Source organism: Actinopolymorpha pittospori, from assembly GCF_014873875.1.
GTDB classification, from domain to species: Bacteria; Actinomycetota; Actinomycetes; order Propionibacteriales; family Actinopolymorphaceae; genus Actinopolymorpha; species Actinopolymorpha pittospori.
In genome coordinates this window covers 6,476,023-6,501,301 of record NZ_JADBEM010000001.1, presented here as the reverse complement: position 1 = coordinate 6,501,301, position 25,279 = coordinate 6,476,023, and the positions used below count along the sequence as shown (strand labels likewise).

Annotated in this window: 19 protein-coding genes; 14 read left to right on the top strand and 5 right to left on the bottom strand. The window is 68.4% G+C overall.

Annotated features, from left to right (window positions below; genetic code table 11):
• Positions 1-25 precede the first annotated feature (25 nt).
• From HEB94_RS30345 to HEB94_RS30310, 8 genes are all read left to right on the top strand, one after another.
• Positions 26-1,027: a Gfo/Idh/MocA family protein gene (locus HEB94_RS30345; protein ID WP_192753045.1), complete on the top strand. Its 1,002-nt coding sequence runs from the start codon at positions 26-28 to the stop codon at positions 1,025-1,027.
• 137 nt (positions 1,028-1,164) lie between these two features.
• Positions 1,165-2,160, top strand: a complete 996-nt coding sequence (locus HEB94_RS30340) for a Gfo/Idh/MocA family protein (protein WP_192753044.1) — start codon at positions 1,165-1,167, stop codon at positions 2,158-2,160.
• A 243-nt stretch (positions 2,161-2,403) separates the two neighbouring features.
• Positions 2,404-3,486: a hypothetical protein gene (locus tag HEB94_RS30335; protein WP_192753043.1), complete on the top strand. Its 1,083-nt coding sequence runs from the start codon at positions 2,404-2,406 to the stop codon at positions 3,484-3,486.
• Between the two features lie 182 nt (positions 3,487-3,668).
• On the top strand, positions 3,669-4,331 hold the full coding sequence (locus HEB94_RS30330) for a hypothetical protein (RefSeq protein ID WP_192753042.1): 663 nt from the start codon (positions 3,669-3,671) through the stop codon (positions 4,329-4,331).
• 311 nt (positions 4,332-4,642) lie between these two features.
• Positions 4,643-6,070 carry an IS1380 family transposase gene (locus HEB94_RS30325; protein WP_192753041.1) on the top strand — a complete coding sequence of 476 codons (1,428 nt, stop codon included), beginning with the start codon at positions 4,643-4,645 and terminating at the stop codon, positions 6,068-6,070.
• A 182-nt stretch (positions 6,071-6,252) separates the two neighbouring features.
• A complete protein-coding gene (locus HEB94_RS30320) occupies positions 6,253-7,335 on the top strand; it encodes a hypothetical protein (protein ID WP_192753040.1) in 1,083 nt (360 codons plus the stop codon).
• 75 nt (positions 7,336-7,410) lie between these two features.
• A complete protein-coding gene (locus tag HEB94_RS30315) occupies positions 7,411-7,890 on the top strand; it encodes a YbaB/EbfC family nucleoid-associated protein (RefSeq protein ID WP_192753039.1) in 480 nt (159 codons plus the stop codon).
• A 117-nt stretch (positions 7,891-8,007) separates the two neighbouring features.
• Positions 8,008-9,093, top strand: a complete 1,086-nt coding sequence (locus HEB94_RS30310) for a hypothetical protein (protein WP_192753038.1) — start codon at positions 8,008-8,010, stop codon at positions 9,091-9,093.
• A gap of 81 nt (positions 9,094-9,174) precedes the next feature.
• Here the strand turns inward: HEB94_RS30310 and HEB94_RS30305 are convergent, their stop codons facing one another.
• Positions 9,175-11,853 carry a GNAT family N-acetyltransferase gene (locus tag HEB94_RS30305; RefSeq protein ID WP_192753037.1) on the bottom strand — a complete coding sequence of 893 codons (2,679 nt, stop codon included), beginning with the start codon at positions 11,851-11,853 and terminating at the stop codon, positions 9,175-9,177.
• A gap of 145 nt (positions 11,854-11,998) precedes the next feature.
• Here HEB94_RS30305 and HEB94_RS30300 point away from each other — a divergent pair, with 145 nt between their 5' ends.
• Complete coding sequence (locus HEB94_RS30300) at positions 11,999-12,229, top strand: hypothetical protein (protein ID WP_192753036.1); 231 nt, start codon at positions 11,999-12,001, stop codon at positions 12,227-12,229.
• Positions 12,230-12,540: 311 nt separating this feature from the next.
• Here HEB94_RS30300 and HEB94_RS30295 read toward each other — a convergent pair whose 3' ends face one another.
• Together HEB94_RS30295 and HEB94_RS30290 are read right to left on the bottom strand one after the other, a co-directional pair.
• Positions 12,541-14,154: an ABC transporter substrate-binding protein gene (locus HEB94_RS30295; protein ID WP_192753035.1), complete on the bottom strand. Its 1,614-nt coding sequence runs from the start codon at positions 14,152-14,154 to the stop codon at positions 12,541-12,543.
• A 286-nt stretch (positions 14,155-14,440) separates the two neighbouring features.
• A complete protein-coding gene (locus HEB94_RS30290) occupies positions 14,441-15,154 on the bottom strand; it encodes a GNAT family N-acetyltransferase (RefSeq protein WP_192753034.1) in 714 nt (237 codons plus the stop codon).
• Between the two features lie 170 nt (positions 15,155-15,324).
• Between HEB94_RS30290 and HEB94_RS30285 the strand changes: the two genes are divergently transcribed.
• From HEB94_RS30285 to HEB94_RS30275, 3 genes are all read left to right on the top strand, one after another.
• Positions 15,325-17,769 (top strand): DNA gyrase/topoisomerase IV subunit A, encoded by a 2,445-nt coding sequence (locus tag HEB94_RS30285; protein ID WP_192753033.1) that lies wholly within the window; start codon positions 15,325-15,327, stop codon positions 17,767-17,769.
• Between the two features lie 99 nt (positions 17,770-17,868).
• Positions 17,869-18,576, top strand: a complete 708-nt coding sequence (locus tag HEB94_RS30280; RefSeq protein ID WP_192753032.1) for an LppX_LprAFG lipoprotein — start codon at positions 17,869-17,871, stop codon at positions 18,574-18,576.
• Entirely contained in the window at positions 18,573-20,324 is a 1,752-nt protein-coding gene (locus HEB94_RS30275) for an MFS transporter (RefSeq protein ID WP_192753031.1), read from the top strand. Before HEB94_RS30280 ends, HEB94_RS30275 begins: the two co-directional genes overlap by 4 nt.
• Here the strand turns inward: HEB94_RS30275 and HEB94_RS30270 are convergent.
• The gene (locus HEB94_RS30270) at positions 20,293-21,651 is read right to left on the bottom strand and encodes an amino acid permease (RefSeq protein ID WP_192753030.1); all 1,359 of its coding nucleotides are present in this window, start codon (positions 21,649-21,651) and stop codon (positions 20,293-20,295) included. The two genes, HEB94_RS30275 and HEB94_RS30270, sit on opposite strands and share 32 nt — an antisense overlap.
• Before the next feature lie 172 nt (positions 21,652-21,823).
• On the opposite strand from HEB94_RS30270, the gene HEB94_RS30265 reads away from it, so the two are divergent.
• Positions 21,824-22,444 carry a TetR/AcrR family transcriptional regulator gene (locus HEB94_RS30265; RefSeq protein WP_192753029.1) on the top strand — a complete coding sequence of 207 codons (621 nt, stop codon included), beginning with the start codon at positions 21,824-21,826 and terminating at the stop codon, positions 22,442-22,444.
• On the opposite strand, the gene HEB94_RS30260 is transcribed toward HEB94_RS30265, so the two are convergent.
• Entirely contained in the window at positions 22,411-24,492 is a 2,082-nt protein-coding gene (locus HEB94_RS30260; RefSeq protein ID WP_192753028.1) for a DNA gyrase/topoisomerase IV subunit B, read from the bottom strand. The two genes, HEB94_RS30265 and HEB94_RS30260, sit on opposite strands and share 34 nt — an antisense overlap.
• 362 nt (positions 24,493-24,854) lie before the next feature.
• Between HEB94_RS30260 and HEB94_RS30255 the strand changes: the two genes are divergently transcribed.
• A complete protein-coding gene (locus HEB94_RS30255) occupies positions 24,855-25,061 on the top strand; it encodes a DUF7455 domain-containing protein (RefSeq protein WP_192753027.1) in 207 nt (68 codons plus the stop codon).
• Positions 25,062-25,279 lie beyond the last annotated feature (218 nt).

The window sequence follows — 25,279 nt, the reverse complement described above, 5'->3', positions numbered from 1 at the left end:
TCGACTCCGCACAGAATGGTTATCGATGATTCGACTCGCCATGCTCAGCTTCTGGCACGTCCACGCCGGCGGGTACGCCCGTCAGGCGCAGCAGCACCCGGGCACCGAGATCGTCGCCGCCTGGGACGAGGACCCCGGCCGCGGACGCGTCGAGGCCGAGAAGCTCGGCGTCCCCTTCCACGAGGACCTCGCCGACGTCCTCGCCCGTGACGACGTGGACGGCGTGATCGTCGACACGCCGACCAACATCCACCCCGAGGTCATCGGCGCCGCGGCGCGCGCCGGCAAGCACATCTTCACGGAGAAGGTGCTCGCCCTCACCGTCCGCGAGTGCAACGAGATCCTTGCCGAGGTCGACCGGGCCGGGGTGGCGCTGATCCTTTCGCTGCCGCGCGTCTACCACGGCTACACCCAGGCGATCCGCGAGGTGCTCGACGCCGGCCACCTCGGTGATATCGCGGTGGTCCGTACCCGCCTCTCGCATGGCGGCGCCGTCGGCGAGGGGTGGCTGCCGGCGCACTTCTACGACGCCGAGCAGTGTGGTGGAGGAGCCCTCATCGACCTGGGCTGCCACCCGATGTACCTCGCCCAGATGTTCCTCGGCGGCCTCCCCGAGTCGGTGAGCGCGACCTATGGCCACGTCACCGGACGCGAGGTCGAGGACAACGCGGTCGCGGTGCTCAGCTACCCCAGTGGCGCGATCGGCGTCGCCGAGGCCGGTTTCGCCACGACGTACTCGCCGTTCACGATCGAGGTGCACGGTACGCAGGGCAGCCTGCTCTACGGAACGCCCGACGACAGGCTGCTCGTCCGCAGCCCCGCCCACGAGGGTGGGGAGCGCTGGGTCGAGCTTCCGGTCCCAGCCGACCAGCCGTCGGCGTTCGACCAGTGGGTCGACCACATCGAGAAGGGCACCCGGCCCACCGCCAACGTCGAACTCGGTCTCGACCTGACGCGCCTCATGGAGGCCGCCAACCACTCGGTCGCGACCAGCGCGCCCGTTCGCATCGACAGTGTCAAGGGCTGACCGGACCCACCCATCCGACCTGGGAGATCGGCAGCGCCGCCGACCGACCCTGTCTCACGTCCCGGGCCCCGGGGCCTGGCCCCGGGAACCAATCCACCGCGCGTCAACCTGACGTCGCACCAAGGAGGATCTCCCTTATGACAGTGAACGTCGGGCTCATCGGCTGTGGCGGCATCTCCAACCCCCACGTCCGTGGCTACCTCGAAATCCCCGAGCAGGCGAAGGTGACCGCGGTCGCCGATGTCGTCGAGGCGAACGCCCGGACCCGTGCCGAGCAGGTCGGCGGCGCGCAGATCTACTCCGACTACCGCGACATGATCGCGAGCGCCAACGTGGACGCGGTCGACATCTGTCTGCCCCACCACCTGCACGCCGACGCGATCCTCGCGGCCGCCGAGGCCGGCAAGCACGTCCTGTGCGAAAAGCCGCTGTGCATCACGACCGAGGAAGCCGCCAAGATCACCCAGGCGGTCAAGGACAACGGCATCACCCTCATGTGCGCCCACAACCAGCTCTTCATGCCTCCGGTGGCCAAGGCGCGGGAGCTCATCCAGAGCGGCGCGCTCGGCAAGGTCTACGAGCTGCGGACGACCGACAGCTTCTTCAACGGCGGCCTCCACCGCGACATGGGCTGGCGCGGCCACCTGGAGACGGCGGGTGGTGGTGAGCTCATCGACACCGGCTACCACCCGACCTACCTCCTGCTCCACCTCGCCACCTCCGAGCCCTCCGAGGTCGTCGCGATGACGAGCCGGCACCGCCTCAAGATGGAGGGTGAGGACTCCGCGCAGGTACTCGTGCGCTTCGCCGACGGCAGTGTGGGCACCATCGTGACCAGCTGGGCCTACCAGCCGGCCGCCGTGACCGAGAAGTTCTCCGTGGTCGCCGAACACGGCACGCTGTGGAGCGACGGGCGTACGCTCAACCACCGCCTCGTCGACAGCACGCTCACGACGGTGACGTTCCCTGAGGTCCAGGCCTTCTCCGCCGAGATCGCCGACTTCATCGACTGCATCACCAACAAGCGGCGGCCGCTCAACACCGAGGTCGAGGGTGTCCACGTGCTCAAGGTCATCCTGGGTGCGTACGCCTCGGTGAAGGAGAAGCGGGTCGTCACGCTCTCCGACCTCTAGGAGTCACCGGTGGCCGGCCATTCAGCGGACGGTCACCCACGTCATTGTGTCAACGGGCCCCTGCGCTTGACGTGCGCAGGGGCCCGTTCGTACGTCAGGCCGGCCCCTTCGTTCGTCGGTCCCGTTCGCGGGTCCACGTGCACCGAACCTTTGTCCACAGGTCCTCATCACGTCACCGCGTAGGGCGTCGTCGGGCCGTTAGGCTCTCCGAGCGATTCCGGAGCGCTCACGACAGGAGAACAGGTGTCGGCCGACAAGAAGCAGGACCGCGCACGGATCGAGGATGCGGCGCGGACGGTCGCCAACCACGACTACCCGCACCTCAGGGCGGCGGTGCAGTACGCCCAGCAATACACCGCACTCGGGTCGTACGCGTTCGGGCTCCTCCCCTCAGATGTGCTGATGCCTCAGTACAACCCGGCGCGAGACAGCCAGGTCAAGAACCTCGAGGACGGCCTCGACAGACTCGAGAAGCTGATCGCCGGTATGAACCGGGTGGCCTACCGGATGTCGGCCACGGAAGCCGCCAACACGATCAACCTCGCAGGAGTCCGACGGGAGCCCGTGACCCGACCGTCTCCGAAACCACTGCCGACGAAGGAGACCGGCTCCGGTCCCCTCATCTTCCGTGCGTTGGCGACCGGCAGTCTCCTCGCGGTGACATACAAAGCAGCCCTGATACTGAAGTGCTCCTTCGGCGCTTTCATGTGGTATCCGACGGGTCTCACGCTGATCTCGTTGGGCTTGTGGGCATCAGTCCAACCCGATGACGACGAAATCGGCCGGGTCCGGTCGGCCTGGTCCTCCGTTTCGGAGGAACTCAGTGCCGTCACCACGGTCGCCAAGTTGGGAAACGGTGGCGGAGCGTTGCTGCCCAGGACCGCGTGGGACGACGCCCGTGACACGTTCGATGACTGGGTGAGTCGCTTCACCACCGAGGTTCACAAGGCAGAGACCTACGCTGCCGACGCGACGTCAGCGCTCGAGAAGACGGTCAGGGATATCGCGGACATCAACCAACACATGAACGCCTACGACGTGGCCACCATGGTGAGTCTGTTCGCCCTGTACGTCGCCGGATTCTACGCGGTCTACCGCTTCCCCGCCGCGCTCGCGCAGAGAGTGATCGCCACAAGCAACGGAATCGCGACGGGCATCTCCGTCGCCACGCTGTGCTTCCAGGTCGCCAATTACGGCGACCACATGTCCAGGTTCTCCCAGGACGGTCGTTTCCAGAAACTCGACATCCACAACGGGCCCGGGGCCTACGGACTCAATCCGGTCACCGACACTTTCATCGACCTCGACGTCGACTGGTTGAAGTAGCACCCCGTCATCGCGAGGATGACGCCGCGGTTGCCCCATGCACGAACGGTAGGAGGCACGGGTGGGCGACAAGTAGCAGGACCGTGCGGCGATAACGAGCGCGGCGCACGCCGCTGCCAACAAGGACTACCCACACTTCAAGGCGGCGGTCGAGTAGAAGGTCTGACGACGGTGGCTACCGCATGGCGGCCACCGAAGCCGCGAACACCATCGACCTCTCGAAGGTCCAGCAGATCGAGATAAAGAAGAGATCAGAAGTCCACCTCGCCAAGGTCCCGGACCACATGCCCCTGGTCCGCATGGGCACGACTGCTCTTCACCTGACTTCGATCTGGATCGCGTCGATGTTCCTCAAGAGTTCCTTCGGTAATCTCATGCTCGTTCCGACCGCGGCCACCCTGTCCTCCCTCGGCATGTGGCTGAGCATCCAGCCAGATGAGGACGAGATCGGCGCCGTCATGGCGGGATGGTTGACAGTCACCGACGAACTCGACCACGTGAGCGCGTTGGGTCGCATGGGATCCGACGGCGACCCGTTGCCTCGGACGGTCTGGGACGACGACGCGCGGAACGCCTTCGACACGTGGGCGAGCAACTTCCAGAACGAGGTCGCCCAGGCCGCACGGATCTCGCGGCAGTTCATAGCCACCTTCAATACGTTCGCCACATCTCTTTCCGTGACAGCCGTCGCCTTTCAGGCGATCGACTACGGAACCAAGATGCATCAACTGTCCGGACGGGGCGCCTTCCACGAGCTGCAGATCAACAACGACCCGAACCAGCCCTACGGAACGGACTACGTCAACGACACCTTCACCGGCCTCGACATCGACCGGTTGACGTAGCTACTGGTCGACGTAGCGCCAGGCTCACCGAGCGTGGGTCTCGGTCGGCCACCTACCAGGACGACGTCGGCGCCCGGGCGGCGACGCCGAGGTGTCCACGCCACCGTGGGGATGACGCTGCGGTGACCCGTGGGCGAACGTTGTCCACAGTCGCGCCCTGGCCGCCCGCGGCAGGGCACGTCGCGCACTAAGCCTCAATCCGTGGACCGGGTGAGTGGGCCCTCGGCGCGGTAGCAGGGAAAGTGCCTTCTGGATCGGGAGAATCTGGAGTGTCTAGGTCCTGATCCAACCCGATCCAAAAGGCACTGAGAGTGAAACTACCGTACGGGTGGTCGCGGGCCACGCTGGTGTTCGATGATCAGAACCTGGTGTCGTGTGCGGGCCTGGTGCCGGTGATGGCGTTGGCCGAGCGGGCGGGCCTGTCGGAGCTGGTGGACGAGCGGGTCGCGATCCGGACCACGACGGTGAGGTCGGCAGCGGTGAACCCGGCGGGCAAGGTGACATCGATCATCGCGGGGATGGCCGCGGGCGCGGACTGTATCGATGATCTGGATGTGATCCGATCCGGTGGGATGCGGCGGCTGTTCGGCGGGGTGTATGCGCCGGCGACGTTGGGCCAGTTTCTGCGGGAGTTCACCCACGGCCACACGCTGCAGTTGGCGTCGGTCGCGCGGGCGCATCTGGTCAACCTTGTTCAGGCCAGCGGGCTGCTGCCCGGTATCGAGGATCAGGTGTTCATCGACATCGACTCACTCCTACGCCCGGTTTATGGGCATGCCAAGCAGGGCGCGAGCTTCGGGCACACCAAGATCGCCGGCAGGCAGGTGCTGCGCCGCGGCCTGTCACCGCTGGCCACCACGATCAGCACAACCCAGGGCGCGCCGGTGGTGGCCGGGATCCGGCTCCGCGCCGGACGGGCCGCCTCTGGCAAAGGAGCGGCGAGCATGGTGGCCGAAGCGATCACCACCGCCCGCGCCGCCGGCGCCAGCGGGCAGATCCTGATGCGGGGCGATTCGGCGTATGGCAACCACGCCGTGGTCGCCGCGTGCCTGAAAGCCGGGGTCCGGTTCTCCGTCGTGCTCACCAAGAACCCGGCAGTCACCGCCGCGATCGCCTCCATCGCCGAGGACGCCTGGACACCGGTGCACTACCCCGGCGCGGTCACCGATCCCGACACCGGTGAGTTGATCTCCGACGCCGAGGTCGCCGAGACGCAGTTCAGAGCGTTCACCTCCACCAAACACCCGGTCACCGCCCGGCTGGTCGTGCGCCGGGTCCGTGACCGCGCCCGCGACCAAGCCCACGACCAGGCCGGCGATCAGGAGCTGTTCCCGGTCTGGCGTCATCACCCGTTCTTCACCAACAACACCGAACCCACCGCGCAGGCTGACATCACCCACCGCCGGCACGCGATCATCGAAACGGTGTTCGCCGATCTGATCGACGGTCCGTTGGCTCATCTACCCTCAGGACGGTTCGCCGCCAACAGCGCCTGGGCCATCTGCGCAGCCATCACCCACAACCTGCTCCGCGCCGCCGGCACCCTCACCAGCCCCCGCCACGCCACCGCCCGCGGCGCGACGCTACGCCGCCACATCGTCACCGTCCCCGCCAGGATCGCCCGCCCCGGGCGCCGGCCCGTCCTGCACCTACCCGAGCACTGGCCCTGGGCCCAACACTGGAACACCCTTTGGCACAACGTATTCAGGCCCGCAACCGGCCCACCACGCGTCGCCTGAAACTACCCACCCGCCGCCAAGGCCCGACCGGAGACCAAAGGAAAGCTGGGCAGACCAGCAGGCCCGCCTTGCCCACCCACCACCAACCGCGACCCACCCACAACCAAAACCATCAACCCAGCGAGTCCACGGATTGAGGCTAAGCTGCGACCGATCTTGAACGACCTGGCAGGGAGACACGTGTGGGTGACAAGAAGCAGGACCGCACGGCGATAGAGAAGGCCGCACAGACGGTCGCTGAGAACGACTACCCACACTTCAAGGCAGCGGTCGAGTACGCCAGGCAGTACACGACACTCGGACCCAACGCATTGGGGTTGGTCAGCTCGTCCGAACGTCTTCGCGAGTACGCGCCCGCTCGCGACAGCCAAATCCGAAACCTCGGCGACGGCCTGAAGAAGCTCGAAGAGGCGATCAAAGGTCTGTCGACGGTGGCCTACCGCATGGCGGTCACCGAAGTCGCGAACACGATCGACCTCACGAAGGTCCCGAAGCTCACGATCTCGAAACCCTCAAAGGTCCATGTCGACAAGAGCCCGTCCGCGCCCGGCGTCCACCTGGTCGCGGCCAGTCTTCAGCTGACCGCGTCCTGGAGCGCGGCGACGTTCCTCAAGTGCTACTTCAGCCGCCTCATGCTCTTCGGGTCGATGGCGACTGTCACGGTCTCCCTCAGCATGTGGGCGACCGTCCAGCCAGATGACGACGAGATCGGCACGGTCATGTCGGGATGGTTGAGGGTAGCCGAGCAACTCGACCAGGTGGGCTCGTTGGGTCGCATGGACTCAAAGGACAACGCATCCCTGCCCCGCTCTGTCTGGGACGACGACGCGCGGGACGCGTTCGACAGGTGGGCCGGCAACTTCCAGATCGAGGTTGCTCAGGCCGCCGACGAGGCGCGTGGCGCCACCCGCGCGCTTGACGACGCGCTCTCGGCCATCGAGGAGATCCAGAAGGCCATGGTCGGATTCGACTCGGTCACAGCAGGCTTCCTGCTGGCTCTGTTCTTGATCGGAATGGTCCCGGTGTTCAGGGCACAGGCAGCGGTGGCACAGCAGGTCATAGCCTTGTCGAACTCCCTCGCCACCTGCTTCTCGGTGGGAACCATCGTCGGACAGGCGGCGACGTACGGATACAAGATGCGTCAACTGTCCGGCGCCGGGGCCTTCCACAAGCTCCGGATCGACAACGATCCCAACCAGTCCTACGGAACCGACGAGGTCAACGACACCTTCACCGACCTCGACGTCGACTGGCTGAGGTCCTAGCCGTCTTCCTGGACAAACCGACGGCGATGTCCGCCCGTCGGCTGCGCAGCGTCAATCTGAAAGGGAACGACAAACGTGACCGGGTTCGGAATTCCGGAGTTGGACCGGCAGCTCGACCAACTCCTGGAGAGCGCCTCCAAACTCACCGACATGCAGGCGCGGGTCGCCGAGATCCACGGCCAGGGTGAGGCGGTCGACGGGAAGGTCCGGGTCGAGGCCGACAACGCCGGTCGCCTCGTCAAGGTCGAACTCGACCCCCGCGTCATGCGCCTTCCCTCCACGGAACTCGCCGAGGCGTTCCTCGCCGCGGCCCAACAGGCGAGCGACGACGTGGCGCGGCAGTCCAGCGGGCTGATGAACGAGTTCATGCCCGCACAGGCGCCGAACATCGACAAGCTTCTGCGGACCGACTATTCCGGCCTGCGTGACGACGCCGCCGAAGCGATCAAGCGCATCTCACAGTCGACGAACCCCATCGCCGAACTGAAGGAACAACTGGGCCGTCTCACCCCGGGCGGGACTCCGAAGCCGCCGGCATCCGAATCGACGCCGTGAGCGGACGCGGCTCAGATCCTCTGTTATACACAGCCACGTGTCCAGGAACGGTTGACGGGGGCGACGAGCGGTTAGGCTTCCGACGATCTTGGGTGAGAGCTCGTGACGGGAGCCAACGTGTCAGGTGACAAGAAGCAGGATCGTGCGCAGATCGAGCAGGCAGCACGCGCTGTCGCCGATCGGGACTATCCCCATTTCCGGGCGGCGGTCCAATACGCGCAGGATTTCACCACTCTCGACCAGTTCGCCTTCGGTACCGCCCCTTCGGGAGCCCTGCTGCCCCGATACGGACCGGCCCGCGACACGCAGGTGAAGAATCTTCACGACGGACTCGACCGACTCGAGAAGATGATCGCGGGCATGACCGAGGTCGCTTACCGAATGTCGGTAACGGAGGCCGCCAACACCATCGACCTGAACAGCTCGCCGAAGGTTCTGGTCACGAAGCCGACCGCGCCGAAGGCGACCAGCGGAGGTTTCGGCGCCTTGCGCCTCGGGGCGACCATCGGATTCCTCTACAGCAACTGGCGGCTCTGCAGTGCCCTGAAGAGCTCCTTCGGGGTTCTCATGCCAGGTCTGATCGGCGCTGGCGCCGTGACTTCGCTGTTGATGTGGGCCACAGTCGTCCCGGACGACAACCAGATCGGCACTGTCAAGTCGGCGTGGCAGATGGTCCAGTCAGAGCTCAACTCCCTCACCGGAATCCACCTCCTAGACTCCACTGGTGAAGGGGCGCTGCTGCCGAGGTCGGCCTGGGACGACGATGCGCGTGAGGCATTCGACAGGTGGGTGCGGTCCTTCCAGGTCGAGCTCGACGAGGCGGTTGCCGCGGCCCGCGACGGTCACGACGCCCTCGACGACGCACTCGATGCCATTCACGAGCTGCACGACCTGATGCGGGAGTGCGACATTGCCACCCTGGTCGCGCTGCTCACTCTGATGGCCGCGTCCTACGTTCCCTTCCTCACCCTGCAGGCACGAGCGGCGCAGCAGGCGATCACCATCATCAACGCCCTCGCGACCGCCTGCACGGTGGTGATCATGGTGGCCGAGATCTCGTCGTACGGGTCGATGATGGGGCTGGTCTCCGACGGAAGCCGGTTCCACGAACTCCAGATCGACAACGCCCCCGACCGGGAGTACGGCGACCAGCCGGTGCGCGACACCTTCGTCGACCTCGACATCGACTGGCTGAAGTCGTAACCGCGATCCCACCCGAGACCGCACGGGCGACCGTGCAGCCACCGCCCGGCCGTCGAGCCTGACCCGCCGGCTCACCCGTCCTCAGAGCCGGGTGAGCCGCCGTGCGTACCAGTCCATGCGAGCCTGCGGCTCGACCGGTGCCACCTGGACCCTGGCACCGAGCACGGTCAACCCGTCCGGCCCGGCGAGTACGGGCCCGAGTTCCGCCGCGACCACCTCCGGGACGTCCTGTGCGAGCCGCGCGACCCGGTGCAGAAGATCCTCCAGGGCGGCTACGTCCGCGTGCTCGCCACCGTGGTGGCCGAAGAGCAGCGGAGCGGCACGGACCTCGCGCACCATCTCCGCGGCGTCGACGTCGGTGAGGGGTGGTATCCGGTAGGACAGGTCACCGAGGAGTTCGGTGGCGACGCCGGCGAGACCGAAGGACACGATCGGGCCGAACATCTGGTCCTCGGCGCAACCCACCACCACCGGGACACCGGGTGCGGCCATCTTCTGCACCACGAACCCGGCGCTTTCCGGTTCACCGATCGTCGACAGCATCGTCGACCAGGCGTCGTGCATCTCCGCCGCGGTGTCGATGTTGCGCCACACGTCAGCCAGGTCGGGCCGCTGCCGAAGATGCGGCGCGGTGGCCTTCAGGACGACATCCCACTCGAGCCGTTCGGCCGTGGCGACGGCCTCCTCGACGGACTGGACGCGGTACGCCGGCCAGATGTCCACGCCGTAACACCTCATCAACGCGTCGAGGTGCGCTCCCTCGATGTCGCCGCCGTCGGGGCGGGCGGCGAGGACCGACTCCACGATCTCCCGCGCACGTTCCTCGGCGATTCCCTCGACGGGGGGTATCTGGCCGCGCGGGCGGCTGCGCCACTGGGAGTACGCCGTCACCTTGGCGAGTGCGCGTACGCCCGCCTGCGGTGACGGGTACGACGGCACGGAGCCACGCACCGCAACGCCTCGCTCGTCGTACTGCCGCAGCGGCTCCGGCACGCCCTGGCTGCCGAGGAACGTCACCACGATCGGCTTTGCGCTCTCCCCCGCCACCTGCGCGATGACCCGGGCGACGTCCGCGCCGTCGAGGTCGAGCGGCGACACGTACACCGCGAGTACCGAGTCGACCGCGTCGTCCTGGACGACGTCGGTGAGGGCGCGCTCGAAGTCCTCCGCGGTGGCGTCCGGACGCAAGGCGCCGGCCTGGCGTACGACCGAGAGCCCGGCCTCGGCCGCCGTGTCGGCGGCGAGCATGCCGAGGGAGTCGGAGTTGCCGACGATCGCGAGGTCCGGACCGGCCGGCAGCGGCTGGTAGGCGAGCACCTGGGCGACGTCGAGCATCGCGTCGAGGGTGTCCACCTGGATCACACCCGCCTGCCGGAACATCGCGTCAACCGCGGCTTGCGGCACGGACGTGCGGTGCACCGTGTGCCCGAGCGGCACGCCCTGGGTGAAGCGCCCCGACCGCACCGCCACGACCGGCTTGGACTGCGCGAGCCGGCGGGCGACCCGGCTGAACTTGCGCGGGTTGCCGATGGACTCGAGATAGAGCAGGACGACCTCGGTCTCCGTGTCGTCACCCCAGTACTGCATGAGGTCGTTGCCGGAGACGTCGGCGCGGTTGCCGGCGGAGACGAACGTCGACAGGCCCAGCCCGCGTCGTGCCACCGTCTCGAGGATCACCGTACCGAGTTCGCCGGACTGGCAGAAGAAGCCGACCCGTCCCCGCGACGGCACGACCGGCGACAACGACGCGTTGAGGGACAGCTCCGGGTCGGTGTTGATGACGCCGAGCGCACTGGGCCCGATCACCCGCAGACCGTAGGCACGCGCGAGGCGCGCAAGCTGGCGTTGACGGTTGCGGCCCTCCCGTCCGGTCTCGGCGAAGCCGCTCGACACGACCAGCAGTCCGTGCACGCCCTTCGCGGCGCAGTCGATCACCACGTCGCGCACCGAGTCGGCAGGCACCGCGACGACCGCGAGGTCGATCTCGCCGGGGATGTCGAGCACACTCGCGTAGGCGGGGACTCCCGCCACCGCCCGGGCGGTCGGGTTCACGGCGTACACCGGGCCGGTGAACCCGCCGAGAACGAGGTTGCGGACCAGCGCCTGACCCACCTTGTCGCGGGACCGGCTCGCGCCGACGACGGCGACCGAGGAGGGCGTGAGGAGGCGGGCGACGGAGCGGGCCTCGGCTCGGTGCTCGCGGGCCCCCATCACCTCCAGACTCATCGCCGTCGGCTCGATCTCGAGCGCGTACGACACGACGCCGTCCTCCATGCCGCCGGTCACCTGGTAGCCGGCCTCGCGGAAGACGCCGGCCATCCGGGTGTTCTCGGGCAGGACCTCGGCGGTGAACTTCTCGATGCCGTTCTCCCGCGCCGCCTGCGCGAGGTGCTCGAGGAGCACACTGCCCACGCCCCGCCCCTGGTGGGCGTCCTCGACGAGGAAGGCCGCCTCCGCCTCCGCCGGGCCCGTCCGGTCATACCGCGCCACGGCGATCATCTCGCCACCGACAGTGAGGATGAAGGCCACCCGATCGTGGTGGTCGACCTGGGTGAACCGCGCGACGTCGCGCTCGGAAAGCTCCGGATAGGGCGCGAAGAAGCGGTAGTACTTCGACTGTTCGGACACCCGCGCGTAGAAGGAGACCAGGAGGTCGGCGTCGTCGGAGCGCATGGGTCGCAGCAGCGCCGTACCCCCGTCCCGGAGTACGACGTCAGCCTCCCACCGGGCTGGGTAGGGCAGGTCGGGTGGATCAGTCACAGACACGAATGTAGCCGCCACGGGTCGAGAGGCGGCCGTGGAATCTCGCTGGCCGGGCGCCTGGAACGCCACGCAAGCTCCGTTCCGGACGACCTGGGTCGCAACCTTGGTTGACAACGCCGCCGCGTCAACCTAAGTTGACGGTATGCCCGAAACGCTGGTCGACACGCTGCGCGCCAAGGATCCGGTCGACGCTCTCGTCGAGATCGCCTCGATCGGCCGGCAGCTGGACCTCGAGACCGAGATCCAGGTCAGGCGCGCCCGCAACCAGGGTTGTTCCTGGGAAGTCATCGCCGCCGCGCTCGGCGTCAGCCGGCAGGCGGTCCACAAGAAGTACGCCGGTCGCCCGGGTCTTCTCGGGCGGCGCAAACGGTAAGGCGGTGCAATGCCCATGCCCCCTCGTCCCCGACCAACCCCCCGCGGCACCGGGCGGCCAGCACGGCGCCGCGGTGGACTCCTCTCCCGACTGCGCCGTGGGCGCCTACGGATGCCTCCCGGCGGTGGCTCCGGCGGGCCGCCCGACCAGGGCCCGCCGGAGGCCGGCGTACGGGAACCCCGTCGACCGCGGTCAGGCCCTCCCGCGATGGCCGCGGAGGCCGACGAACCCCGTGACAAGTTCCTCGACGTGACGAGCGACGACCGCGCCTGAACGCGAGCGCGGCCGCTCAGCCCGGGCGGCGGTCAGGCTCAGACCGAGCCGGGCCGCCGAGCCGGGTTGGCCACCTCGTCCTCGGTGAGGCCTTCCGTACGCAGGATGTCGGCGAAGTTGTTCTCCAGGGACTTCTGCAGGTTCGTGGCGTACTCCTGCGGGTCGATCCGCCGCTGGAGGACGTCGGTGAACAGGCCCTGGAACGCCTGGGTGGAGCGGCCGCCCGCGCCGTTGACCCAGAAGCTGCCGTACGTCGGCCCGACGACACCCTTCTGCTGGAACTTCCCCAGCAGGTCCTGCACGTCCCTGGGGTACTCGATGCCGTTGACCATCGGCGGACCCGCGGGCGCGAGCTCGTTGGCGGCCGCCGTGCCCTGCAGGAACTCCGAGTATCCCGGCTTCGACATCCAGAACATCAGGAAGTCCATCACCATCGCGGTGTGCGACCGGTCCTTGTCGACCACGCTGAGGTAGTAGCCCGTGGTCCCTTCCGGCGAACGCGGTCTGGACTGTACGAGCGGCCCCTCCATCGCGGGGAACTCGAAGACGTCCCACTCGAACTTCCGCACCGGCTTCTGCTGGATACCGAGCTTCTTGGCGCGCGCGGCTGTCAGCCCCTCCATGTCCTTCGCCAGCAGCGTCAGCGACCACGACCCGTCGACGAGCATCGCGGCCTGCCCCTGCAGGAACGGGAGGTACTGGTCGGTGTAGGCGAAGAAGTCTCCGTTGGAGTACTGCGGGAAGACCCTGATCACGTTGGTGATCAGCTCGACCATGGCCGGCGTGTCGAAGCGAAGGGTCTGGTCCTTCAACGCCTGGTAGAAGCGTTGCGCACTGTAGGTGTACTTCGCGTGCAGCAGCGGGTCGTTCGCGTCGTAGTCGAAGTCGCCGTCGAGGTCGGAGTTCCAGTTCCAGTCGCCGGGCTGCGCGCGGGTCGCACTGGCCCAGGCGGTGTGGTACTGGTCGAAGTAGATCGAGGCGATCCAGCCCGGCAGGATGTAGTCGAAGTTGGTCGACAGCGGCACGTGTCCTGCGGCCTTGAGTTTCTTGCAGACGTCGATGACGGCGTTCCACGTCGTGGGCGGGGAGACTTTGGCCTGCGCGAAGATCTCCTTGTTGTAGTACCACAGCAGGTGCAGACCGTCGGAGCCGAGCAGGTCGCGTTGGCCCCGCGAGTTGAGCTCGCGGTAGAGCGCGAACTGGTAGTCCTTCTCCCAGTCCTGCCCGGTGTAGGGATTCTCCTGCGCGCGGTACTGGTTGAGGTTGACGTAGCCGCGGAAGTCCGGGGCGTACGTGCTCGTCACGATGTCGGGCCCGATGCGATTGGACGACAGCTGGGTGTTCAGCCAGCGTTCGTAGTCCCGACTGTCGGAGTAGTCCTTGGTCTGCCAGACGATCTCCACGTCGGGCTGGTGTTTGCGGTAGGCCCGGGTGAGAGCGAGTTGGGCCGCCTTCGGCGGATTCTGCAGTGGGGCAACGACAATTCGCCCCTTGAACGGCGTGCCGTCGCTCACGTGCTCCGGGGTCTGCGCGTCGCCGAAGCCCTCGTCGTCGTCGCCCGTGCAGGCCGCCAGCATCGAGGCCAGAGCGGGTGCAGAGACTCCGAGAGCCAGCGAACGCGCCAGGAACGCGCGCCTACTCGTGCCGGACATCCACACCCTCCTTGACGGTTCGGCCACCACATTACCGGTGGGCTGTGCACGCCCGTGTGGGGAAACCGGAGGCCACCTCCCCAGGAACCTCCACCGGCATTAACGCCCGTCAGTTGACGCCCGTCAGATCGAGCCCTTACCGGTGCCCGGCGCGGGCGGTACGGAACGTCGGAGCCGCGCCCATCGACCGGAAATGTCCGGTGCCCACCACCCGTCCGGTTTCCGCCGGGATTCCGTCGGGATTCCGTCGGGTTTGCCGGGAGTCGCGCGGCCACGTGCCGGACGGTCACCCCGGCGTCGCGACGAGGAGCGCCTCCGAGCCGACGGGGCGGTAGCCCGCGGCCAGGAGGGATCGTACGGACGCGGCGTTTCCGGGCGAGACCTGCGCCCACACGCCGTGCGCGTGCGAAGGAACGAGGTGTCGTGCCGCACTCGCGAGCAGCCGGCCGAGGCCGCGGCCACGGTGGGTGGGATCGACCTCGTACGCCACCTCCCACCGGCCGGCGAGTCCGCGCCCCACCAGGACCATGCCACCCTCGGTGCCCCACACCCGCACCTCGTCGCGGTAGCGATGCGCCCGGCGTACCCGCGGATGCTCGGAGTCGGTCCACTCCGACAGGGCCACCGGCGGTGGGCCGGGCAACGGCGAGGCGAGCGCGACCATGTCGACCGCTCCGACGCCGCGGGCGAGCCGGTCGGCGAGCGCTGCCAGGAAGGGTGCGCGGAGCGGTGCGGCCAGGTCGTCGGGGTCGAGGCGTGATCGCACCCAGTCGGCGTCGACGTCGGCGGCGACGACACTGTGCGCGGTGAACGCCACGACGGCGGCCGACCGCGGCGAGGGCTGCGCGACGACCCGGAGCCTCCCGTCCGGCGGTGGCCACTCACCGCGCTCCACGCGGGCGAACACACCGGCCAGTGCCAGCGGACCGGACTCCTCCGACGTACGCGGAACGTCTTCCGGGGTGGCTGGCTCACGGGTGGGTGCGGTCACGGGGGACATCCTGTCGCATCCGCTCCGTGGCCGACTGACGGCCACGGGCCTGGATCTCGACCGACTGGGCGCCTCGCCCAGCGAGTCGCTGTGTGGGAGTGTCGGTGGGGGATGACACCATTTCCTGGAGTCCCTGAACCTGGCTCGACCTCACCTGACCCCGAGGAGTGCACGCCCGTATGGCCCGCCGAAAGAGCACGATGCCGCCCCCGGAGGACTTCGAGGAGCAGATCAGCGACATCGATGTCGGCGACGAGATGCGAACGAGCTTCCTCGAGTACGCCTATTCGGTGATTTACACCCGCGCGCTCCCCGACGCGCGCGACGGTCTGAAGCCGGTGCAGCGCCGGATCCTCTACACCATGTCCGACATGGGCCTGCGCCCCGACCGGCCGCACGTCAAGAGCGCCCGCGTGGTCGGTGAGGTCATGGGTAAGTTGCACCCCCACGGCGACTCGGCGATCTACGACGCGCTGGTCCGGATGGCCCAGCCGTGGGCGATGCGGGTCCGGCTCATCGACGGGCACGGCAACTTCGGCTCCCACGACGACAGCCCGGCGGCGATGCGTTACACGGAGTGCCGGATGGCCTCCCCCGCCCTCGCCATGACGGGCTCCCTCGACGAGCAGGTCGTCGACTGGAAGCCCAACTACGACGGCCAGGAGAGCGAACCGTCGGTCCTGCCGGCGGCCCTTCCCAACCTGCTGGTCAACGGCGCGTCCGGGATCGCGGTCGGCATGGCGACCAACATGGCGCCCCACAACCTGGTCGAGGTGGTCCAGGCTCTCCGACACCTGATCAAGAAGCCCTCCGCCGGCCTCGACGACATCATGCGGTTCATCCCCGGACCCGACCTGCCGACCGGCGGCAAGATCATCGGGCTCGGCGGCATCCGTGACGCCTACGAGACCGGGCGGGGCGCCTTCAAGATGCGGGCGACCGTCCGCATCGACAACGTCACCCCACGCCGCAAGGGGCTGATCGTCACCGAACTCCCCTACAACGTCGGGCCCGAGCGCGTCGTCGAACGCATCAAGCAACTCGTCCAGGCCAAGCGGTTGCAGGGCATCGCCGACCTGAAGGACCTCACCGACCGCACGCACGGACTCCAACTCGTCATCGAGATCAAGAACGGCTTCCACCCCGAGGCGATCCTCGAGCAGCTCTACAAGCTCACGCCGATGGAGGAGTCGTTCAACATCAACAACGTCGCCCTGGTCGAGGGCCAGCCGCGCACGCTCGGTCTCAAGGAGTTGCTCGAGGTCTACCTCGAGCACCGCTACGACGTGACCCGGCGGCGCACCCAGTTCCGGCTGACCAAGGCGTCCGACCGGCTGCACCTGGTCGACGGCCTGCTCACCGCGATCGTCGACATCGACGAGGTCATCCAGATCGTGCGCGGCAGCGACGACGCGACGAAGGCCAAGGAGCGGCTGATCGCCGTCTTCGACCTCTCCGAGGTGCAGGCGCAATACATCCTTGACATGCAGCTGCGTCGGCTGACGAAGTTCTCCCGCATCGAGCTGGAGAAGGAGAAGGAGACCCTCGAGAAGGAGATCAGCGGACTCGCCGCGGTGCTCGAGGACGACCGCCTGCTCAAGCGGCTGGTCTCCGGCGAGCTGGCCGACGTCGCCAACTCCTTCGGTACCGAACGCCGGACGGTCCTGCTGGAGTCGTCCGGCCAGGCGGTCACCAGCGCGGTGCCGCTGGAGGTCGCCGACGATCCGTGCTGGGTGCTGCTCTCCTCCACTGGCCTGCTGGCCCGCACCACGGGCGCCGACCCGCTGCCGAGCGAAGGTTCCCGCGCGAAGCACGATGTCGTCGTGTCCGCGGTCCGCACGACAGCGCGTGGTCAGATCGGGCTGGTCACGAGCCGGGGCCGGCTGGTGCGGATGGACGTTCTCGACATGCCGGCACTGCCACCCACGGCCCACGTGCCCAACCTGCAGGGAGGCGCGCCGCTCAGCGAGTTCGTCTCACTGGAGAAGGACGAGCGAGGGTTGTGCCTCACGACGTTCGACCCGGAGTCCCCCGGCCTGGCCCTCGGCACCGCGACCGGTGTGGTCAAGCGGGTGCAACCCGACCACCTCAACCGCGACACCTGGGAGGTCATCGGGCTCAAGGACGGCGACGAGGTCGTCGGAGCGACGGAGCTGCGGAGCGGTGAGGAGGACCTGGTCTTCGTCTCCACCGACGCCCAGTTGCTGCGCTTCTCCGCGTCCGCCGTACGGCCGCAGGGACGCACCGCGGGCGGTATGGCCGGGATCAGGCTGAGCGCCAACGCCCGGGTGGTGTTCTTCGGCGCCCTCCCCGCCGATCGGGACGGTGTGGTCGTGACCATCGCCGGTTCGACCTCCGCCCTGCCCGGCATGGACGGCGGGTCGCTGAAGGTCGCTCCCTACTCCGAATACCCGGCCAAGGGCCGGGCGACCGGAGGGGTCCGCTGCCACCGCTTCCTCAAGGGCGAGGAGGTCCTCCAGCTCGCCTGGGCGGGGCCCGCGCCCGCTCGCGCGGCCACTGCCACCGGGGTCGCCGTGTCACTGCCGGAGCCGACGGGCCGACGCGACGGTTCGGGTGAGCCGGTCAACCAGCCCATCGCGTCCGTGGGCGGCCCGCTCGACTGAGCGCTGCCCTGGTGCCGCCCGACCGAGCGGCACCAGGGTGAAGCCGCACTGCCGCGCTGAGCCACGCCACACAGAGGCGCCGCATGGCAGGCTGAGCGCGTGCGTCGAAGGCTGCCCCGTCCGCTCACTCCGCTCCTGCTCATCTCGCTTCTGCTCGCGGTCGCCATGTTCGGTGGGTGCTCCGACTCCGGTACGAAGGACCCCCGCGCGGTCCTGACGCGGGCGAAGAACACCCTCGACACCTCACCCACCGTCGCCTTCACCCTGACCAGTGCCGACCTGCCGAGCTCCGGCGCCGTCCTGGTCAGCGGCGACGGCGTGGCGAAACGACCCGCGTCGTTCTCCGGACGCTTCCGCCTGGCGACCGGTGGCATCGCGGTGACCCTCGGGGGGGTGGTGTCCGTCGAGGGCACTCTCTACGCCCAACTTCCGTTCCGCGACGGCTACACCGCGACCGACCCGGACGACCTCGGCGTCGCCGATCCGGCGCTGCTGCTCGATCCACGTCAGGGCCTCTCGTCGTTCCTCACCTCGGCCACCGACGTCCGCGGAGTCGGACGGTCCAGGGCTGGGCGGGAGGTGACGGCGGAGTTCAGCGCCCGCCTGCCCGCGAAGGTCGTCAGCCGGCTGTTCGTCGTGGCCGACGACTCGGCCGCCGTCGAGACACACTTCTTCGTGGCGGAGGAAACCGGCCAACTCCGTAAGGCGACGTTCCGTGGTCCCTTCTACTCCGGGGAGAACCACACGACCTACACCGTCGTGCTGGACCACTACGGCGCGCCGGTCCCCATCACCAGGCCCCGATGAACGCCCGCGAGCACGAGCTCTCCTCGACGACCTCCGGGTTCGCCCACCTGGTGCTAGCGTGCGTCGCGGTCCTGCTGGCGGCGGCCGACACCTACGTGGTGGTTCTCGCGCTGCCGGACATCATGGTGGGCGTCGGGCTGGACGTCAACGAACTCCAGCGCGCGGCGCCGGTCATCTCGGGTTTCCTGCTCGGATACGTCGCCATGCTGCCACTGATCGGCCGGCTCTCCGACCTGTTCGGGCGGGTCCCCGTCCTGGTCGCGTCGCTGGCACTGTTCGCTCTCGGCTCGCTGCTCACGGCCGCGTCCTACGACCTGGCCGTGGTGGTGGTCGGCCGCTTCCTACAGGGAGTCGGAGGCGGCGGCCTCGTCCCCGCAACGCTCGCGCTGGTCGCCGACCGCTGGCCGCCGCACCGCCGCGGACTCCCCCTCGGCGTGGTCGGCGCGGTCCAGGAACTCGGCAGTGTCCTCGGACCGCTCTACGGAGCGGCGATCCTCCTGCTCGCGGACTGGCGCGCCATCTTCTGGGCCAACCTCGCGGCCGGGCTCATGCTCGCCGCGGGCATCGTCTCGGTCCGTGGTCAACGCGGGCGCACCAGGAGCAGGGCCCGCGCGGCGGCGCGCGTCGACGTTCCGGGTCTGGTGGTGGGTCTGCTCGCCCTGGTGACCCTCACCCTGACGCTCACGGCACCGGACCGGCTCGCCACGGACGTGACCGTCGGGCTCGCGTTCGTGCCGTTCACGGGCAGCTCCCGGCTCCTCACCCCGATCGGCGTCACCACACTCGTCCTGGCCGTCGCCTTCGTCCTCCGTCAGCTCACGGCCGCCAGGCCGTTGGTCGACGTGCGCCGGCTTCCCGCGGTGCTCGCCGCCGCCGACTTCACCGGGGCGCTCCTCCTCGGGCTGGCGCTGGGCGGAGTCGTGGTGACCTTCGCGGTCGCCGACCCGGCCACCCAGGTCATCTCCCCTGCCGGTCCGTGGCTACTGGCCGGCTCGGCCGCGTGTGCCGTCGCCTTCGTCGTCCGACAGCGCCGTACGGCCAACCCCGTCGTGCCACGCGGAGCGCTTGCCGCGACGCCCGCGTGGGGGTCCCTCGTGGTGAGCTTCTTCGTCGGCGCCGCGCTCATCGCCGCCCTGGTCGACGTGCCGGTGTTCGCGCGCGCCACGCGATACCCCGACTCCCAGCTCGGCGCCGCGCTGGTCCTCGTCCGCTTCCTGGTCGCGCTGCCGGTCGGCGCACTCGTCGGCGGTTGGCTCAGCCGCCGCGTACCCGCAGGACTGCTCACCGCGGCGGCGATGCTGGTGAGCGCGGCGTCCTTCGTGTCCATGGCGACGTGGAACGCGGACGCTCTGTCCGGCCCGGGCAGCGACGTCGCGCTGGTCCTTTGCGGCTTCGGTTTCGGAGTGGCCATCGCGCCCGTCAACGCCGCCTTGCTCGCGGCGACCGCGGCGAGCGCGCACGGTGTCGGCAGCGCCCTCCTCGTGGTCGCCCGGATGGTCGGCATGCTGGTCGGCCTGTCGACGCTCACCGCCGTGGGACTCCGGCAGTTCTTCGTCCATCAGGGCCGCATCGGCTCACCGGCGCAGCTGTGTCCGGACCGTCCCGGCCAGTGTCCTGCCTACCTCGACGCGCTGCGGGAGACGGCGCTGGTCCAACTGCACACGATCTTCGCCGGTGCCGCCGTCAGCGCCGTCGTCGCGGCCGTCGTCGCCCTGCTCACGCTTCGTCGTGTGCCCGGGCGGCGCTGACCCTCTTGGCCACCCAGGTGATCAGCCACAGGACGATCCCGATCAGGAGGAGTACGCCCGCGATCCGGTACTCGTCCGGGTCGCGCCCGCTGAAGGGCGTCGCCAGGTAGGCGCAGCAGATGATGCCGAGCACGGGGAAGATCGTCGGCGCCCTGAAGTGCTGGTGTTTGACGGGCTGTCGGCGCAGGACGAGTACGGCCGCGTTGACGAGGGTGAAGACGCACAGCAGCAGCAACGCCGTCGTCCCACCCAGCTCGCTGACGCCACCCCAGCTGGCCAGGCCGATGGCGAGCACGGACGTGAAGAGGATCGCCACCCAGGGCGTCCGCCGCCTGGGGTGGACCACCCCGAGCACCTTCGGAATGATGCGTTCCCGCGACATGCCGTAGACGAGGCGGGACGCCATCAGCATGTTGATCAGGGCGGAGTTGGTCACGGCGAAGAGTGCGATGAAGGAGAAGACCGCCAGCGGCAGCCAGCTGGCGCCGACCCGGACGACCTCGAGGAGCGGTCCGTCCGACGCGCTCAGGATGTCGAGCGGGACGAGCGAGGTCGCGAAGAAGGCCACCAGCATGTAGATGACGCCGGCGATGCTGATGCCGATGAACAACGCGCGCGGGAAGACATGGGGTGGGTCGTTGGTCTCCTCGGCCATGTTGACGGAGTCCTCGAATCCCACCAGTGCGAAGAACGCCAGCGCCGCCCCGCTCACCACGAGACCGAACGGGTTCGCGCCGGCATGGAACTCCAGGGCGTTTCCGGGATCGCCGATTCCCCGTGCCACGGCGATCACCCCGATCGTGATGATGAAGAGCAGCCCGATCACCTCGACGCTGGTCAGGACGACGTTCAGCCGTACCGACTCCGAGACGCCACGGAAGTTGATCAGCGCGAGGACGACCAGGAACACGATCACGACCAGCAGCGTCGGTGCGCTGACGAACTCCGTGAGGTAGTCGCCACCGAACGTTCGGGCGGCGGCACCGGCCGAGGTGAGCCCGGAACACATCACCGCGAACGCCACCATGAAGGTGAGGAGGTGGATCCCGAACGCGCGCTGGGTGTAGAGCGCCGCACCGGCCGCCTTCGGGTACTTTCCGACGAGTTCGACGTAGGAGGTGGCCGTGAACATGGCCACGATGAAGGACAGTCCGAACGACAGCCAGGCGGCGCCACCGACCTCACCGGCGATCCGGCCGGTCAGGGCATAGATGCCGGTGCCGAGAATGTCCCCGACCACGAAGAACAGCAGGAGCTTGGGACCGATGGCCCGACGGAGTTCTGGTTCGGCCTCCGGCTCGGGCGGGACCGTGACGGACTCAGGCACGACGACGCGCCCCCTTCCTGTCCTTCCCTCAGCCTTGCCCTCCTGCCACCACCGTGCCGGATCAAGTGCGGTCGGTAAAGGCCCCACACCGCCCGTAGCCGAACGTGCCCGGATGTGGAAGCGATCCCGGCCACCTACCTCGATCTTGTCGCTGTCAAGTTAGGATGCGTCCATGGCCAGCCACTCCTACCATCACGGCGATCTTCGGCGCGCCCTGCTCCAGGTCGCGCTCGAGGCGATCGAGGAGCATGGCCCGACGGCCCTCAGCCTGCGCGATCTCGCCCGGCGAGCGGGTGTCTCCCACGCGGCACCCGCCCACCACTTCGGCGACAAGCCGGGGCTCCTGACCGCCCTGGCGGCGCAGGGCTACGACCTGCTCGCCGAGGAGGTGACGAGCGCCTACGAGACGTCGGGGAGCCTGGCCGACGCGGGCGCCGGTTACGTACGCTTCGCGGTCGACCACCGGGCGCACTTCGAGGTGATGTTCCGCCCTGATCTCTACGACATCGACGACGAGGAGTTGGTGGCCGCCCGGGAACGCGCCGCGCGGTCCCTGCGGCGCAGCGTCTCCGGTGCTGGCGGGCAACCCCCCGATCCACCCACCAGCGACCCGGCGAGCCTCGCGGCCTGGTCGCTCGCGCACGGCTTCGCGGCGTTGCTGGTCACCGGAAACGTGACCGCCGCCGACCCGACGGAGACGTTCCGGCAGGTGGCGGCGGCCTTTCCGCTGGGATCCGCGGCGGTGGAAGCCCCTTCGGCTCAGGCGTCGATCCGGGCCTCGTCGAGTTCGTAGGCGTTGGCGACCAGGAACTCCCGACGCGGCGCGACATCGTTGCCCATCAGCAGGTCGAAGACCCGCTCGGCCTCCTCGGCGCCGGCCGTGGTGAGCCGGCGGAGGGTGCGGTGGCGGGGGTCGACCGTCGTCTCGGCGAGCTGGTCGGCGTCCATCTCACCCAGCCCCTTGTAACGCTGCGGCGGGGTCTTCCAGCGAACGCCCCGCTTCTCCAGCTGCACACAGGTTCGTTGGTACTCCGCGTCAGAGTAGGTGTAGAGGTACTTGTCCTGCCCCTTCTTGGGGTTGACCAGCTCGAACCTGTGCAGCGGGGGTACAGCGGTGTAGATGCGCCCGGCCTCGACCAGCGGACGCATGTAGCGCCAGAAGAGCGTGGCCAGCAGGCAACGAATGTGCGCGCCGTCGGAGTCGGCGTCCGCCATGAAGATGATCTTGCCGTAGCGGGCCGCGTCCAGGTCGAAGGTGCGGCCCGAGCCGGCGCCCACCACCTGGATGATCGACGCGCACTCGACGTTCTTCAGCATGTCGGTGACGGACGCCTTCTGGACGTTCAGGATCTTTCCGCGGATGGGCAGCAGCGCCTGGAACTCGGCGTTGCGGGCGAGCTTCGCGGTGCCGAGCGCCGAGTCGCCCTCCACGATGAACAACTCGGTACGGTCGACGTCGGTCGAACGGCAGTCGGCGAGCTTCGCCGGGAGCGCGGAGGACTCCAACGCGTTCTTGCGGCGCTGCGCGTCGCGGTGCTGGCGAGCCGCAAGCCGCGCCCGAGCCGCCGCGACGACCTTCTCCATGACCGCGCGGGCCTGCGGCTTTTCGCCCCGCTTGGTCGAGGTCAGGAACGTCTTCAGCTCCTGCTGGACCACGTTGGCCACGATCCGGGACGCGGCGGGAGTGCCGAGCACCTCCTTCGTCTGCCCCTCGAACTGCGGCTCGGCGAGGCGGACGGTGATGACCGCGGTCAGGCCCTCGATGATGTCGTCCTTGGTGACGTCGGACTCGTTGGCGCGCAGGATCCGCGAGCCCTTGAGCGCGTCGTTGAAGGTCCGCCCGAGAGCACGCTCGAATCCCTGGACGTGCGTGCCGCCCTTGGGGGTGGAGATGACGTTGACGAACGAACGGATCTCCGTCTCGTAGCCGGTCCCCCAGCGCACCGCGACGTCGACCTCGAGGTCCCGCTCGACGTCCTGCGGGGTGAGTTGCCCCTGTTCGTCGAGGACCGGCACGGTTTCGGTGAAGTGCCCGCCACCCTGCAGCCGCACGACGTCGGTGACGCCCTCGTCAGTGGCCAGGAACTCGCAGTACTCGGCGATCCCGCCGTCGTGGCGGAAGCGCTCCTCCCGGGGCTCCGCCTCGCGCACGTCACGGACGACGACCTCGAGTCCGGGCACCAGGAACGACGTCTGCCGCGCACGGGTGACGAGTTCGTCGAAGACGAAGGTGGCCTCCTTGGTGAAGATCTGCCGGTCGGGCCAGAAGCGCACCCGAGTGCCGGTCGTACCCTTCTTGACGCGTCCGATCTTGGCGAGCCCGGAACCCTTCGTGAACGCCGCTCGCGGTCCGTCATCGGCGAAGGTGCCGGGGACGCCCCGGCGGAAGCTCATCGCCCAGGTCGCCGGCGAGCGGTCCACCTCGACGTCGAGGCGTGAGGAGAGCGCGTTGATGACGGAGGCACCGACGCCGTGCAGACCACCGGAGGCGGTGTAGGAGATGCCGCCGAACTTGCCACCAGCGTGCAGGCGGGTGAAGACGACCTCGACACCGGACAGCTTCGTGCGGGGCTCGATATCGACCGGGATGCCCCGGCCGTCGTCACGCACCTCGGCGGAGCCGTCAGCGTGGAGGATGACCTCGATGCGCTTGCAGACACCGGCGAGCGCCTCGTCGACGGCGTTGTCGATCGGCTCCCAGAGGCAGTGCATCAGACCGCGCGTATCGGTTGACCCGATGTACATCCCCGGCCGCTTGCGCACGGCCTCGAGACCCTCGAGGACCGTGAGATGCTGGGCGGTGTAGCCGGCGTGCTCGAGGTCCGCGGACCGAGTCGACAACAACAGCTCCTTTCCGTATTCGCATGACTTCGCCTTGTACGCAAAGCATGTGATTGGCGCTTGTTTCTGGCTGGCCGATCCAGGCTACCCAGCGGCGCCGACACCGGCCTATCCCCACGCCGTCCGGGACGGCAGGCGTGACCTTGACCACACCGACGAGGGGCGAAACGGCCAGATCCGGCTGCCAAAGGACCCTTTCTACGCCGGACCGGCCCCTGCGTTCGGGGGCGTGGCGCAGTACGTTTGCGACATGGTCGGTGGAGTCCCGTCCCGGATCCGAGATTCTGGGGCGAGCGGGATTACCCGGCACCTGGTTTGATGTTGGCAGGGTTGGAGACCCCGAGGATCGGAGAGAAGATCACGTGACTGCTGCAGTTGCCACACCGCTTTCGGCCGCGGACCGCTGCGACCGCTGTGGCGCCCAGGCCTACGTCCGGGTGTCCCTGCCGTCCGGCGGTGAGCTGCTGTTCTGCGCACATCATGGTCGCGCGCACTCGGAGAAGCTTCGCGAAGTTGCGAGCGAAATCCACGACGAGACCAATCGGCTCGGGGTGGACACCTCCAGCTGACACAGCTGAGGGTGTGAGGTCCTGGCCGAACACCCAGTTGTCTACCGGACGTGCCGGTCACCATGGCGGTGACCGGCACGTTTCGCATCTCCGGCCGAGTCCGGTCGGTTTCCGCTCGACTACTTTCCGAAGCTGCGCTCCGCCGCGATACTCAGCCTCTACGCAGCCGATGTAGGCGTTTTTCCGCCCTCGAGCGGCCGGCCATCCGGCGAGGAGGA

Bases quoted from the DNA above. Each gene is read 5' to 3' on its own strand.
- HEB94_RS30340 (WP_192753044.1), top strand. From the start codon at position 1,165: ATGACAGTGAACGTCGGGCTCATCGGCTGTGGCGGCATCTCCAACCCC.
- HEB94_RS30290 (WP_192753034.1), bottom strand. From the start codon at position 15,154: ATGTCCCCCGTGACCGCACCCACCCGTGAGCCAGCCACCCCGGAAGAC.
- HEB94_RS30285 (WP_192753033.1), top strand. From the start codon at position 15,325: ATGGCCCGCCGAAAGAGCACGATGCCGCCCCCGGAGGACTTCGAGGAG.
- HEB94_RS30345 (WP_192753045.1), top strand. From the start codon at position 26: ATGATTCGACTCGCCATGCTCAGCTTCTGGCACGTCCACGCCGGCGGG.
- HEB94_RS30330 (WP_192753042.1), top strand. From the start codon at position 3,669: ATGGCGGCCACCGAAGCCGCGAACACCATCGACCTCTCGAAGGTCCAG.
- HEB94_RS30275 (WP_192753031.1), top strand. From the start codon at position 18,573: ATGAACGCCCGCGAGCACGAGCTCTCCTCGACGACCTCCGGGTTCGCC.
- HEB94_RS30265 (WP_192753029.1), top strand. From the start codon at position 21,824: ATGGCCAGCCACTCCTACCATCACGGCGATCTTCGGCGCGCCCTGCTC.
- HEB94_RS30295 (WP_192753035.1), bottom strand. From the start codon at position 14,154: ATGTCCGGCACGAGTAGGCGCGCGTTCCTGGCGCGTTCGCTGGCTCTC.
- HEB94_RS30300 (WP_192753036.1), top strand. From the start codon at position 11,999: ATGCCCGAAACGCTGGTCGACACGCTGCGCGCCAAGGATCCGGTCGAC.